At 67.7% G+C, this 13766-nt stretch carries 13 protein-coding genes; 5 read left to right on the top strand and 8 right to left on the bottom strand.

The window, feature by feature from the left end; genetic code table 11:
• The first annotated feature begins 4 nt into the window (after positions 1 to 4).
• Both metX and BKG60_RS26090 read left to right on the top strand, forming a co-directional pair.
• Positions 5 to 1135 carry a homoserine O-acetyltransferase MetX gene (metX, locus tag BKG60_RS26085; RefSeq protein WP_075910191.1) on the top strand — a complete coding sequence of 377 codons (1131 nt, stop codon included), beginning with the start codon at positions 5 to 7 and terminating at the stop codon, positions 1133 to 1135.
• Positions 1132 to 1860: a class I SAM-dependent methyltransferase gene (locus tag BKG60_RS26090; protein WP_075910192.1), complete on the top strand. Its 729-nt coding sequence runs from the start codon at positions 1132 to 1134 to the stop codon at positions 1858 to 1860. Before metX ends, BKG60_RS26090 begins: the two co-directional genes overlap by 4 nt.
• Positions 1861 to 1891: 31 nt before the next feature.
• Here the strand turns inward: BKG60_RS26090 and BKG60_RS26095 are convergent, their stop codons facing one another.
• From BKG60_RS26095 to BKG60_RS26110, 4 genes are all read right to left on the bottom strand, one after another.
• Entirely contained in the window at positions 1892 to 3430 is a 1539-nt protein-coding gene (locus BKG60_RS26095) for an FAD-dependent monooxygenase (protein WP_075910193.1), read from the bottom strand.
• On the bottom strand, positions 3427 to 4050 hold the full coding sequence (locus tag BKG60_RS26100; RefSeq protein ID WP_070945984.1) for a TetR/AcrR family transcriptional regulator: 624 nt from the start codon (positions 4048 to 4050) through the stop codon (positions 3427 to 3429). The genes BKG60_RS26095 and BKG60_RS26100 overlap by 4 nt, the downstream gene beginning before the upstream one ends.
• 164 nt (positions 4051 to 4214) lie before the next feature.
• A complete protein-coding gene (locus tag BKG60_RS26105) occupies positions 4215 to 4508 on the bottom strand; it encodes a DUF3017 domain-containing protein (protein WP_070187350.1) in 294 nt (97 codons plus the stop codon).
• Positions 4505 to 5356 (bottom strand): bifunctional methylenetetrahydrofolate dehydrogenase/methenyltetrahydrofolate cyclohydrolase, encoded by an 852-nt coding sequence (locus tag BKG60_RS26110; protein ID WP_075910292.1) that lies wholly within the window; start codon positions 5354 to 5356, stop codon positions 4505 to 4507. The genes BKG60_RS26105 and BKG60_RS26110 overlap by 4 nt, the downstream gene beginning before the upstream one ends.
• Positions 5357 to 5394: 38 nt before the next feature.
• On the opposite strand from BKG60_RS26110, the gene BKG60_RS26115 reads away from it, so the two are divergent.
• Positions 5395 to 6618, top strand: a complete 1224-nt coding sequence (locus BKG60_RS26115; RefSeq protein ID WP_075910194.1) for an NADH:flavin oxidoreductase — start codon at positions 5395 to 5397, stop codon at positions 6616 to 6618.
• Positions 6619 to 6625: 7 nt separating this feature from the next.
• A complete protein-coding gene (locus BKG60_RS26120; RefSeq protein ID WP_070945982.1) occupies positions 6626 to 7540 on the top strand; it encodes a diphosphate--fructose-6-phosphate 1-phosphotransferase in 915 nt (304 codons plus the stop codon).
• Here the strand turns inward: BKG60_RS26120 and BKG60_RS26125 are convergent.
• Positions 7537 to 9279, bottom strand: a complete 1743-nt coding sequence (locus tag BKG60_RS26125; protein WP_075910293.1) for an outer membrane protein assembly factor BamB family protein — start codon at positions 9277 to 9279, stop codon at positions 7537 to 7539. The genes BKG60_RS26120 and BKG60_RS26125 overlap by 4 nt on opposite strands.
• Positions 9280 to 9355: 76 nt before the next feature.
• Between BKG60_RS26125 and BKG60_RS26130 the strand changes: the two genes are divergently transcribed.
• Positions 9356 to 12043, top strand: coding sequence for an FHA domain-containing protein (locus BKG60_RS26130; RefSeq protein WP_165617818.1), 2688 nt, complete (start codon positions 9356 to 9358; stop codon positions 12041 to 12043).
• Positions 12044 to 12215: 172 nt separating this feature from the next.
• On the opposite strand, the gene BKG60_RS26135 is transcribed toward BKG60_RS26130, so the two are convergent.
• From BKG60_RS26135 to BKG60_RS26145, 3 genes are read right to left on the bottom strand one after another with little or no spacing between them, the layout of a single operon-like run.
• Complete coding sequence (locus BKG60_RS26135) at positions 12216 to 12779, bottom strand: pentapeptide repeat-containing protein (RefSeq protein WP_070945980.1); 564 nt, start codon at positions 12777 to 12779, stop codon at positions 12216 to 12218.
• 3 nt (positions 12780 to 12782) lie between these two features.
• Positions 12783 to 13394, bottom strand: coding sequence for a GTP-binding protein (locus BKG60_RS26140; protein ID WP_070945979.1), 612 nt, complete (start codon positions 13392 to 13394; stop codon positions 12783 to 12785).
• The gene (locus BKG60_RS26145) at positions 13375 to 13740 is read right to left on the bottom strand and encodes a DUF742 domain-containing protein (RefSeq protein WP_070946031.1); all 366 of its coding nucleotides are present in this window, start codon (positions 13738 to 13740) and stop codon (positions 13375 to 13377) included. Before BKG60_RS26145 ends, BKG60_RS26140 begins: the two co-directional genes overlap by 20 nt.
• Positions 13741 to 13766: the final 26 nt, after the last annotated feature.

A 13766-nucleotide genomic window follows, 5' to 3' on the forward strand; every position in this document is an offset into this window, starting at 1 on the left:
CGCCATGACGATCACCGAAGAACCGGCCGTGTCCACCCTCCCGTTGCCCGCCGAAGGCGAGACCACCGTCGTGCACATCGGTGCGCTGACGCTCGAGAACGGCACCGTCCTGCCCGACGTGTCGATCGCCGTGCAGCGCTGGGGCAAACTGTCGCCCGCACGCGACAACGTGGTGATGGTGCTGCACGCCCTGACCGGCGACTCCCACGTCACCGGACCGGCCGGCGACGGCCATCCGACCGCGGGCTGGTGGGACGGGGTGGCCGGACCGGGCGCCCCGATCGACACCGACCAGTGGTGCGCGATCTCGACCAACGCGCTCGGCGGCTGCCAGGGCTCGACCGGGCCCGGATCGCTTGCGCCCGACGGAAAGCCTTGGGGCTCACGGTTTCCCCAGATCACGATCCGCGACCAGGTCGCAGCCGACCGGGCCGCCCTGGCCGCCTTCGGCATCACCGAGGTGGCCGCGGTGATCGGCGGGTCGATGGGCGGAGCCCGCGCCCTCGAATGGCTCGTCGGACACCCCGACGAAGTTCGGACCGGACTGGTGCTGGCGGTCGGCGCCCGCGCCACGGCCGATCAGATCGGTACCCAGAGCACCCAGGTGGCCGCGATCAAGGCCGACCCGGACTGGCAGGGCGGGGACTACTACGACACCGACCGGGCCCCACTGGCCGGCATGGAGATCGCCCGGCGCTTCGCGCACCTGACCTATCGCGGCGAGGAAGAGCTCGACGAGCGTTTCCGCAACGACGCCCAAGGCGATGAGGATCCGGCTGCCGGCGGACGCTACGGAGTGCAGAGCTACCTGGAATACCAGGGCGGCAAGCTGGCCCGCCGGTTCGACCCGGGCACCTATGTGGTCCTCTCGGATGCGCTGTCGACCCACGATGTGGGCCGCGGCCGCGGCGGCGTCACCAGTGCGCTGCGCAGCTGTCCGGTGCCCGTCATCGTCGGTGGGATCACCTCCGACCGGCTCTACCCCATCCGGCTACAACAGGAGCTGGCCGAGCTGTTACCCGGCTGCAACGGTCTGGACGTGGTCGACTCGGCCTATGGGCACGACAGCTTCCTGGTCGAGACGGAGGTGGTGGGCAAGTTGATCCGCCGCACGCTGGAGCTGGCAGCACGGTGAGCTCGCCCAAGGCGCGTTCTCTGTCCTTCGGCTCGGAAGCCGCAGCCTACGAACGCGGCCGGCCGTCGTATCCGCCGGAGGCGATCGACTGGCTGCTTCCCGAGGGTGCGCACGATGTGCTGGATCTGGGCGCAGGCACCGGCAAGCTGACCACCCGGCTCGTCGAGCGCGGACTGGACGTGATCGCCGTGGATCCCATCCCCGAAATGCTTGAGCTGCTGTCGAACTCACTGCCGGACACCCCGGCGCTGCTGGGTACGGCCGAGGAGATCCCGCTGGCCGACAACAGCGTCGACGCTGTGCTGGTGGCGCAGGCCTGGCACTGGTTCGACCCCGAGCGGGCCGTCAAGGAGGTCAGCCGGGTGCTTCGCCCCGGCGGCCGGCTGGGCCTGGTGTGGAACACCCGCGACGAACGGTCCGGATGGGTCAAGGATCTGGGCCGGATCATCGGCCCAGAGCACGATCCGTTCAACAGTGAGGTGACGCTGGCCGAGCCGTTCGGCGATATCGAACGCCACCAGGTGGAGTGGACGAATTACCTGACACCCCAGGCCCTCATCGACCTCGTGGCCTCGCGCAGCTACTGCATCACCTCACCGGAGCAGGTGCGTACCCGGACGCTGGAGCAGGTGCGTGAACTGCTGGCCACCCACCCGGCGCTGGCCAACTCGTCGGGGCTTGCGCTGCCCTATGTCACCGTGGGGATCCGGGCCACCCTCGGCTGAGGCTGAGGCAGAAGCTGAAGCTGAGGCGCCCTCAGGCGCTGAGCGCGGACGACTCGGCCTCCGAGCCGAACCAGCGTTCCAGCGCCGCCCGCAGCCCTCCTTCATCGAATTCGTCTGCCGCCCAGGCGACATAGCCGTCAGGGCGGATAAGCATCGCGGCGGCGGGCCGACCTGCTGCGGTCGTCACCGTCACGTCGACGCGGTCACGCCAGCCGTCCACGATGTCGCTGCAGGCGCCGGCAGACAAGTCGAGCACCATCGGCCGGCCCGTGCGCAACAGCTCGGCAATACGGCGGCCGTCGTCGAGCACGAAATCGGGAATGAAGTATCCGGACAGCCGGTGGCCCTCACCCACGTCGTAGCGAACGTCGGAACCGGCTAATACTCCGGCGATGTGCGTCGAGCCGTCCGGTGTGGCCAGAAGTTCACCGAAAAGCGTTCGCAGCGCCGTGACTTCGGGGCCGGCGGCCATCAGGGCAGCCTGGGCCATGGAGTGCATCATCACCCGCTGCCCGGCCGGCCAGCGCTCGCTGTGGTAGCTGTCCAGCAGCCCCTCCGGCGCCCAGCCCTGCACAGTGGCGGCCAGTTTCCAGCCCAGGTTCATCGCATCCTGCAGGCCCAGGTTCAGGCCTGGCCCGCCCATGGCCGAATGCACGTGGGCCGCATCGCCGACCAGGAAGACGTTGCCGGTACGGTACTGTGCGGCCTGGCGGGTGTTCTGGCCGTTGATACGCCGCAACGCGTGCGGCCCCGGCCCGGCCGGGGGTTCGATCGGCAGGTCGGCGCCCACCACGCGCATCACGCTCTGGCGCAGTTCGTCGATCGTCAGCTCCGGCGCGTCGTCGGGAAGAACGGAACCGTACTCGATGGTTCCGAGCATGGACCGTCCCTCCTGGAATTCCGCATAGATGAGCACTCCGTCATCAAACCGATTGTGCCCGAATGGGATATGTCCGACCCCGGGGATTTCGATGCACCCGGGCGCGGTCCGCAGTTCCCTGGGCAGGCTGACGTGTGCCACCCGCGCGACGACGTCGGTGGTGAGTCCGGGAAACTCGATGCCGGCCTTCTTTCGCACCGGACTGCGGCCACCGTCGGCGCCGACGAGGTAGGTGGCCGGCAACCGGTAGGCCCCCTCGGGCGCCGAGACGTGGAGGACGACGCCTTCGGGCCCCTGTTCGAAGTCGATGAGTTCGTGTCCCCAACGGATTTCAGCCCCCAGGCCCTGCACCCAGTCCACCAGCTCACGCACCACCTGGGGCTGCTGGATCAGCATGCCGTACATGGGGTTGTCGACAACATCGACGAACGGCACCTGCATTCCGGCGAAGATGTAGCCATTCATCGGCTCGGGCACCGCGCCCGTGCCGTTGAGCCTCTGGTACAGCCCGCGCAGATCGAGCACTCGGTTGGCCTGTCCGACAATGCCATTGGCCTTGAGTTCCGCGCTGGGCTCAGGCAGTTGCTCGAGCACCACCGGCCGCACCCCGGCCAGCGCCAGCTCCCCCGCCACCAACAGGCCGTTGGGGCCGGCACCGGAGATGACGACGTCTACCCTGTTCTCGTTCATGAGTTCCTTCCTGGTTCAGGCAGGCCTGCGGCTACTGCCGCAAATCCTTGGCGCAGCAGTGCCGTGAAAGACACTGGCGGATCGGAGATCCCGTACTCGTCCATCGCCACATCGCCGACCGCGCGCACCACGGCGGCCACCAGCCGGGGATACATGTCGCGTTCGGGGTCGGTGCCGGTCCGCTCGGCGATCGCCGCCACCCACTCGTCGACCATCCCCCGGAAGGTGGCGTCGCGAATTTCCGGGATCATCAGCAATTTTCGGACCTCGGCCAGCTGCCGGCGAGTCGGCAGCGCGTTCTCCACACCGTAGACGTCGGACATGTCGGCGTCCACCGGATTGACCACCGATTCGGTGATGGCGGTCCACAGCGGTTCGTCGGCCGGGCGCGAGCGGAACAGGTCGATGCTGCGGCGCAGGCGCTCCTGCTGCCGGTACGCCAAGGCGTCGTACTTGCCGGAGAAGTAGTTGGTGAAGGTGCGCAGCGAGACGCCAGCCAGATTGGCGATGTCTTCGCGGGTGACGTTCTCCAGCCCGCGCTCGAACGCCAGTGTCAGCGCCGCATCGCTGAGCGCCCGTCGCGTGTCGAGCTTCTTGCGCTCTCGCAGTCCCGGTGTCATGCCACCACGGTAGCCAATTATTGCCCACTGAGCAATATTGCCTACTAGGCACTTTTCTGACGGCGCTTCTACGACAACTCCGCCGACGCCGGAGCTGTACCGAAACGCCAGTTATGACACGGGTTTCCCAATTCATGGGCAACAACTGGCCACTCGGCGAGGAACTATGAAGTGCCCAGCGGATCGATGGTCCAGGCGATGTAGAGCACCGCAGCACTCACCGTCGCCGTGGTCGCGAAGTCGATGGTGCGCGACCGCACCACCAGAAGGCCCGCCCGGTCATCGGTCAGCGCGAGTCGCAGCGCCGCCGCCGCGCCCACCCCGATGCCGATCACCAGCGCGCCGCGCCGCCAATAGCCCGCCACCACCAAGGCGAAGGCCGCGACAAAGATCAGCCCGACCACCAGGATCGGCCACTGCCCGGCAACCACCTTGCGGACGAACTCCTTTGCTGTCACGCCAGTTTCGACTCTTCGAGCTCGACGACATTGGTCAGCAAGAAGGCGCGTGTCAGCGGACCCACCCCGCCCGGGTTGGGTGATACATGCCCGGCCACCTCCCAGACGTCCGGCGCGACGTCACCGGTGAGCTTGCCGTCCACCCGGCTCACGCCGACATCGACGACGGCCGCGCCCGGCTTGACCATGTCCGCGGTGACCATGTGCGGTACGCCGACCGCAGCGATGATGATGTCGGCCTGGCGGGTCAACGCCGGCAGATCGCGGGTTCCGGTGTGGCACAGCGTCACGGTGGCGTTCTCCGAACGTCGGGTGAGCAGCAGGCCCATCGGCCGACCGACGGTGACGCCGCGGCCGATCACCACGACATGCGCCCCGGCGATCGGCACCTCGAACCGTCGCAGCAGGTGCACGATGCCGCGGGGGGTGCAGGGCAGCGGCGCGTCCTTGCCCAGCACCAGCCGGCCGAGGTTGGTCGGGTGCAGGCCGTCGGCGTCCTTGTCCGGGTCGATGCGCTCCAGCGCGGCGTTCTCGTCCAGGTGCTTGGGCAGCGGCAGCTGCACGATGTATCCCGTGCAGTCCGGGTTGGCGTTGAGCTCGTCGATCGTCTCGTCGAGCTGGGCCTGGGTGATGTCGGCAGGCAGGTCGCGGCGGATCGAGTTGATGCCGACTTTGGCGCAGTCGGCATGCTTGCCGCGCACATAAGCCTGCGATCCTGGGTCGTCACCGACCAGCACCGTCCCGAGGCCCGGCGTCCGGCCGGCTTCGGCCAATTTCGCTACGCGCTGCTTGAGGTCGACGAAGATCTCGTCACGCGTGGCCTTACCGTCCAAAACAATCGCACCCACGGGTGCCATTGTGTCAGGTGGCGTGGCAAGCTCCACCTATGAACACTCAGCCCAATGTGTTCACTGATGTTTTCAGTGAGGCCAAGCTCGGCCCCGTGACGCTGCGTAACCGCATCATCAAGGCCGCCACCTTCGAAGCGTCCACTCCTGACGCGCTGGTCACCGAGGATTTGATCAACTATCACCGGCTGCCCGCAGCCGGTGGGGTCGGCATGACCACCGTCGCCTACTGCGCGGTGGCGCCCGGCGGCCGCACCGATGGCTGGCAGATCTGGATGCGGCCCGAAGCCGTGCCCGGACTGACCAAATTGACCGAGACCATCCACGCCGAGGGTGCGGCCATCAGCGCCCAGATCGGCCACGCCGGGCCGGTGGCCAACTCCCGGACCAACAAGGCCACGGCGCTGGCGCCGGTACGGTTCTTCAACCCGCTGTCGATGCGGTTCGCCAAGAAGGCCACGATCGACGACATCCGCGAGGTCACCGAAGCCCACGCCAACGCCGCCCGGCTGGCCATCGACTCGGGCTTCGACGCCGTCGAGGTGCACCTCGGCCACAACTACCTGGCCAGTTCGTTCCTGTCCCCGCTGATCAACCGCCGCACCGATGAGTTCGGCGGATCGCTGGAGAACCGCGCGAAGGTGGCCCGCGGCGTGGTGCGCGCGGTGCGCGACGCCGTCGACAAGCACGGCGACAAGAAGATCGCCGTCATCGCCAAGCTCAACATGAGCGACGGAGTCCGCGGCGGCATCCCGATCGACGAGTCGCTGCAGACCGCGAAGTGGCTCGAGGAGGACGGCGGGCTGGACGCGATCGAGCTCACCGCGGGCAGCTCGCTGGTCAACCCCATGTACCTGTTCCGCGGGGGTGCACCGGTCAAGGAGTTCGCAGCGAACTTCAAACCCCCGATCAGCTGGGGCATCCGGATGAGCGGCAACAAGTTCTTCCGCGAGTATCCTTACCACGAGGCATATCTGATGCGCGACGCCGAGAAGTTCCGCGCCGAGCTGAGCATGCCGATCATCCTTCTGGGTGGCATCACCAACCGCGAGACCATGGACCGGGCGATGGCGGCGGGCTTCGAGTTCGTTGCTATGGGACGCGCCCTGCTCGCCGAGCCGGACCTGCTCAACCGGATCAAGGCCGAGGAATCCAAGGGATCCACCAAATCGCTGTGCACGCACTGCAACATGTGTATGCCGACGATCTACAGCCATACCCACTGCGTGGTGACGGGAGCCCCGGACTCACTCGTGAGCTAATAGCTCCATGGTTGGTAGTAGTAACGACCCCAGCGACACCATGGTGACCTACCGCTATGTGCGGGTCGGTCTGGTCGCGCTGGTGGTGTTCCTGTTGACCTCGCTGGCGTTGACGTGGGCGCACAGTTGCCCGCAGGGCTCGATCAGTGCGTTCTTCTACACCCGCACCCACGCGGTGTTCCTGGCCTCGCTGTGTGCGATCGGGATCTGCCTGATCGCCTACAAGGGCAGCCGCATCGGTGAAGACGCCTTGCTGAACTATTCCGGGTTCATGGCCTTCATCGTGGCGCTGGTGCCCACCGGCCCCGGTGATCTGTGCCGACCATGGCTTCCCACCGTCACCGACCCGTTCGGCGGCGTCGCCAACAACGTCGCCGCGCTGTTCGTGGCCGTCGCCGTCGGCACCGGGACCTATCTGGCGCTGAGTCACTGGCGGCGACCGCATGAGCCCCCCGTGGCCTCCGAGCCGTCCTGCTCCGAGGCCGCCACGCCGTGGAAGACCATCGCCACCACGCTGATTCGCACCGAAAAGTGGCTTCCGGCAGGGTTGTTGGCCATCTCCGTCGCCGGGGCACCGCTGATGCTGTGGGGCTGGTTCGCTCAACACGCACACGTAATCGCCTCGGTGGCAATGTTTCTGGCCATCACGCTCGTGGCGGTCTACCACGCGTGCTACGCCAGGGCAGCTGTGCGCCGGCACCTGGCGCGGTTCTACGCCACGATCGCCGGGCTCATGCTCATCACCATCGCGGCCGGCGTCGTACTGCTGATCCTCGGCTGGCACTTCGGCGTGATCACCGTCGAACTCATCCTCATTGTGCTGTTCGCCGTGTTCTGGGCAGTCCAGACCTGGGACGTATGGGACGCCCAGGACCGCTACCCGAAAGAAGCGGTGCCCGCACTGGCCAACACACCCGCCTAAGCGGTGTACCCGTCGATCTGCAGCGTCTGCCCGTCGCGCCGCAGCACCAGGACCGCACCCGGCACCGGAACGAAACCCTCCACCGACTCCGCGGGCACCGCCGCGGTCTGAGCGCAGGTCTTCGCGTCGAAGGTACGCAGCGACCCCTGATCTGAGTTGTCCGCCAGCACGAAGCTGTTCGCGAACGACAGATACGCCAGGCCCGAACCGTGCCCCGCAACGCGGGTCTGGGTGCCGCGAACACCTTGGACGCCAGCGCATCTCTGCTTACCGTCGGGACCGAACAACATGAGTTGGCGGCCGCCGTCACGGCCCGAGAACAGGAAGTTGTCACTGGGCCCGAGGGAAGGTTCGCCGGTGCCCCGCTCCGGGAGCGGGGTCACGCTCTTGTCCACCACGTTGACGTAGGAGATCCCCGAAGGTGCGCCGGCCCCACCGAACTGAATGAAGATGCCCACCGCATTCGCCGCAGTGGCCACCGCGCCCGCGTCGGCCTGACCTTTGAACACCTCGTGGTCCCAAACGGTTTCGCCGTTGTCGGGGTTGAGTGCGACCACCCGGATCGCATTGCCCTGCTCGGACGGACATTGCACCACCGACACCAGCCACGCGCGGGTGTCCACCGCGCGGGCCGGGAAGACGCAATCGGCGTGGGGTGCGGGCACCGTCCACTTCGGGGCACCGGTGCGGGTGTCGAAGCGCACCCAGGCCCGGTCGTCGCGGTACACCAAGAACGGCGCCTCCAGGTTGTAGCCGGGCACTTCGGCCAGCGCATACATCATCTGATCGTCGGCGCCTGCCCACAGCCGCTCGCCGGTGGTGGCATCGAGACCCACCAGACCCTTGTCGACCACGGCCACCACCGTGGCGCCGTTGTCGAACACCCGCATGCCGTTGACCGCCACCCCGCCGGGCCCGGTGCGCGCAAAGTGCCAGCGTTCCTTGCCGTCGATGCCGTAGGCGGTAATGCGGTGATCGCCGTACACCGCGAAACCGGCTCCGGCAGCAGCGATTTGGCGAGTGGGCTCGTGCCTGTCCCCCTCGAACGCGTCGGGCACAGACACCGTGAACGTGCGCTTCCCCAACGTGTCGGGCACCGCAGGCACATCGGTAGCTGCTGCCGTCGTCGCATCGAGGAAACGTGTGTCGTCACCGGCGCGAAAGGCGCCCACGGTCACCACCGCGGCAACCACGACTGCGATCGCTGCACCGAGCGCCAGCAACTTCACGGCACCGCGATCCAGCACAGGGAAGGCCCGGGCCGCCAGGAAAGTCGCCGCGGCACCCGCAAGGCCCAACCACCAGGCCGCCATCCCGGCCGGCAGCGCCGCGGTGACCGGCGCATTGTCCATCGCCGTCCGATAGAACGCCGGGATTCCCTGGGAGACGTAGGCGATGACCAGCAGCGCCGCCACGCCTGCCGCTCCGGCCGGGGTGGCCGCCAGGTCCCGGCCCGTGTGACCGCGCCAGACGCTGTAGGCCATCGCCGCAAGCAGCACCACCGCGACGACCACCACTATCAGCGCCATACGGCCCGGGAGGGCGTCGCCCCACCGGTGCAGCCCGGAGACGTACCAGGCGCTTTCGCCGGCGCTGCGCTGCGCGCCGAGCCGCGCCCAGGCCGCCAGCACCGCCGCCCACACCAGCCACACCACTGCCGCCCCGGCCAGCATCGTGCCGAGCGACCGCAGCACGCCGAGCACCCGGCCTGCCGTCTTCCGCGCCTCTTCAGAACCCATGGGTGCCATCGTCACACGCGGCGACACCTCCGCAACGGCCCAGCCCCGGTGAGAACAACCGATAGAGTTGAGCGCGATGAGCCCTGCGCTGACTGTTCGTTTCGACGGGTCGACCCGTACCTTTGCCCCGGGCAACGATGTCGTCATCGGCCGAGACCTTCGTGCCGACGTCCGCATTGCCCACCCGCTGATCTCGCGTGCGCACCTGGTGCTGCGCTTCGACCAAGGCCGTTGGGTCGCGATCGACAACGGCAGCCTCAACGGCATGTATGCCAACGGCCGTCGGGTGCCCACGATCGACATCCACGACGGCCAGGTCGTCAACATCGGTAACCCCGACGGGCCCCAGTTGACCTTCGAGGTGGGGCGACACCAGGGTTCGGTCGGCCGGACGCCGACCGCTGCGGTGCCCGTCGGCAACCGTCCCAGCGGCGCCTGGCCTACCCAGGCGGCCGCTCCCGGCCGTCAGCACTACGGTCAGCCGCCCGCACCTGCCCGCCCCGGATACTCGTCCGGTCCGCAGCCGCGCTACCCCACCGCGCCGGCCGGATATCCCAGCGGCCCACAGGGCGGCTACCCGAGCGGCCCACAAACCGGTTACCCGAGCGGCCCACAAACCGGTTACCCGAGCGGCCCGCAGCCGGGCCACCCCAGCGGGCCGCAGTCCTATCAGTCGCAGCCGGTCCGCAACTCGAACCCGGCCGCGGCACCGACGGCGATGGGCCCGGCGGCCGGCTCGGCTCGCGGCAGCAGTGAAGCCGGCGGCAACATCGCGACCAGCATGATGAAGATCCTGCGGCCAGGGCGCACCACCGCGGCGCCGGCAGGTTCGGTGAAGATCGGCCGCGCGACCGACAACGACATCGTCATTCCCGACGTGCTGGCCTCGCGACATCACGCGACGTTGATCCCGATGACCGGCGGCACCGAAATCCGTGATGAGCGCAGCATCAACGGCACGTTCGTCAACGGCGCGCGGGTGGATTCCGCCGTCCTGCACGACGGCGACGTGGTCACCATCGGCAATGTCGACCTGGTGTTCACCGGGGGCACCCTGGTGCGCCGCAGTGAAACCGAGGCCGACACCCGCACCGGCGGTCTCGAGGTACGCGGCCTGACGTGGACCATCGAGGGCAACAAGACCCTGCTCGACAACATCTCCATCGATGCCCGGCCCGGCACCCTCACCGCGGTGATCGGCCCGTCGGGTGCGGGCAAGTCGACATTCGCCAAACAGGTCGCCGGCTACACACATCCGACGAGCGGCTCGGTCACCTTCGAGGGTCACGACGTTCACGCCGAATACGCCTCGCTGCGTTCCCGGATCGGCATGGTCCCCCAAGACGACGTGGTGCACGGCCAGCTCACGGTCCGGCAGGCCCTGATGTACGCAGCCGAGCTGCGACTGCCGCCGGACACCACCAAGGAAGACCGCGAGCAGGTCGTCATGCAGGTGCTCGAAGAGCTTGAGATGACCAAGCACCTCGACACGCGCGTCGACAAGCTGTCCGGCGGGCAGCGTAAGCGCGCCTCGGTCGCACTCGAACTGCTGACCGGCCCGTCACTGCTGATCCTCGACGAGCCCACCTCCGGCCTGGACCCAGCACTCGACCGCCAGGTGATGACGATGCTGCGCCAGCTGGCCGACGCCGGCCGCGTGGTGCTCGTCGTCACGCACTCGCTGACCTACCTCGACGTGTGCGATCAGGTGCTGCTGCTGGCCCCTGGCGGTAAGACCGCGTTCTGTGGCCCGCCCGATCAGATCGGTCCCGAGCTCGGCACGACCAACTGGGCCGACATCTTCAGCACCGTGGCAGGCGATCCGGCCGAGGCCAACCGCAAGTATCTGGCCCGTACCGGTCCGGCACCGGCGGCCGCGGCGTCGTCGGCACAGCCCGGCGATCTGGGTGCGCCCGCCAAGACCAGCCTGTTCCGGCAGCTGTCCACGATCGCCCGCCGACAAGTTCGGCTGATCGTGTCCGACCGGGGCTACACCGCGTTCCTGCTGATGCTGCCGTTCATCATGGGTGTGCTGTCGCTGTCGGTGCCCGGTGATGTCGGGTTCGGTCTGCCGGTGCCGGCCGTCCAAGGCGGCGAGGCGCCCAACGAAGCAGGCCAGATCCTGGTGATGCTCAACGTCGGTGCGATCTTCATGGGCACCGCGCTGACCATCCGGGCGCTGATCGGCGAGCAGGCGATCTTCCGTCGCGAGCAGGCGGTCGGCCTGTCGACGACGGCCTACCTGCTGGCCAAGATCGCGGTTTTCGCCGTGTTCGCCGTGCTCCAATCGGCCATCGTCACGGTGATCACGATCCTGGGGAAGGGCTGGGGTCCGGGCTCTGTCGACAGCGGGGCCTTCATCAGCGGCCGCAACCTGGAGTTGTTCATCGACATCTCCATGACATGTGTGGCCTCCGCGATGGTGGGCCTGGCGCTGTCGGCACTGGCCCGCTCTGCCGAACAGATCATGCCTCTGCTGGTTGTGACCGTGATGAGCCAGCTGGTGTTCTCCGGCGGCATGATCCCGGTGACCGACCGCGTGGTGCTCGATCAGTTATCGTGGATCACCCCGGCCCGCTGGGGCTTCGCGGCGTCGGCGTCGACCATCGACCTGACCCGCCTGGTGCCGCCACCGCTGCTGCCGGCCGATTCGCACTGGAAGCACACCCCGACCGTGTGGCTGATCAACATCGGCATCCTGCTGTTGCTCTGCATCGTCTACACCGGGTTCGTGCGGTGGCGGATCCGCCTCAAGGCCGGCTGAGTTCTACCCGTTCGTTGTCAGGCCCGTTGTCACGCCAGAGTGACGCTCGGGCTCGGGCGCCACTCTGACGTGACAAGACAGATTTGGATGCCACGCCAGAGTGACGCTCAACGCCGACGGCCCGGCTGGCGTGACAAAGAGGGCGCCGGAAGGCCGGCCGGTTGGGCCCCGGCTAGCCGCCGTGGACGTCGAGACCGTGTGCCGCGGAGTAGGCCAGCGCCTGGGCGATGTCGATCTTGGCGCCGCGCAGCTTCGCGGTGGTCCAGAAAGTGGGGTCGACGCGGGCACCACGCAGATCGGCCTCGTCGAGCTTGGCGTCCTGCACCCGCGCACCGGTCAGGTCCGCCTGCCGTAGCACCGCCTTGCGCAGGTCCACACCGACCAGACTGGCCTCCCGCAGGCGGCAGTCCGACAGGTCGACGTTGCGCAGATCGCAGCCACCGAGCACGGCCAGGGTCAGATCCGATTCCACGATCTTGATCGGCCGGAGCCGGCACTCGCTGAACACCGAACCGAGCAGGCTGCAGTTGGTGAAGGTGCTGTGCCAGAGGGTGGCGCGCCGGAACGTGCAGTTGCGGAAGGCCGAGCCGAAATGCTCCGACTCAGACATGTCAACGCCGCTGAAATCGCACTCGGTGAACACCACCCGCTCAGTGCGCAACCGGCTCAGATCTTCGTCGCGGAAGTCGTGACCGGTGAATTCCCGGTCCGCCCAGGCGGTTTCGTCAGCTGCCACGCCTCAGCCGGGCAACGCCGACATCGTCGTCAACGAGTACTCGGTGACCGCGATCAGGGCAGCCTTCGCCGAGTTGCGGTCACGGGCGTCCACGGCGACCACCGGGATGTGCTCGGGCAGTGCCAGCGCCTTGCGGACTGCCTGGGTGGGATGCTTTGGCGCGTCGTCGAACTCATTGACCGCGACGATGAACGGCAGCTTGCGGGCCTCGAAGAAGTCGACCGCCGCGAAGCTGTCCTGCAGGCGTCGCACATCGACGAGGATGATGGCACCGATCGCGCCGCGCACCAGGTCGTCCCACATGAACCAGAACCGGCGCTGCCCGGGCGTGCCGAACAGGTAGAGCACCAGATCCTCGTCCAGCGTGATCCTGCCGAAGTCCATCGCGACCGTGGTGGTGCGCTTGTCCGGGGTTCCGTCCAGGGCGTCGACACCTTCAGACACGTTGGTGACCAACGCTTCTGTCCGCAGCGGCATGATCTCGGAGACCGCGCCGACGAATGTCGTCTTCCCTGCCCCGAACCCGCCAGAGATGACGATCTTCGTCGAGGCTGCCCCACGTCGGGGGGCGCCACCGGCGGAGGCCGAGCGGGGTTCAGAGTGCTCGTAGGCCACGCAGGGTCCTTCCAATCAATTCGCGGCGTTCGTCGAAGCTAGCCGAATCATCAAGGGTGGCTTCCACCCGTAGATAACCCTGCGTCACCAAGTCCCCGATCAGCACGCGCGCCACGCCGAGCGGGAGAGATAAATGAGCGGCAATCTCGGCAACCGAAGGGCTGCCGGTGCACAACTCTACGATCTGTGCGCGCACATCGTGCCCAGTCCAGCGCGGTTCACGGGTCGTGTCGGTTTTTTGCACCGGCGCTTCCAGCGGAAGGTGCACGCGCGAGTCCGTGCGGCCGGCCGTCAGTGTGTACGGCCGCACCAGACTCGGACGGTCAGTGTTTTCCGGTTCGTCCACAAGGCACCTCGCGAAGGGCAGAAGGG

It is taken from the genome of Mycobacterium syngnathidarum, from assembly GCF_001942625.1.
Classification (GTDB): domain Bacteria; phylum Actinomycetota; class Actinomycetes; order Mycobacteriales; family Mycobacteriaceae; genus Mycobacterium; species Mycobacterium syngnathidarum.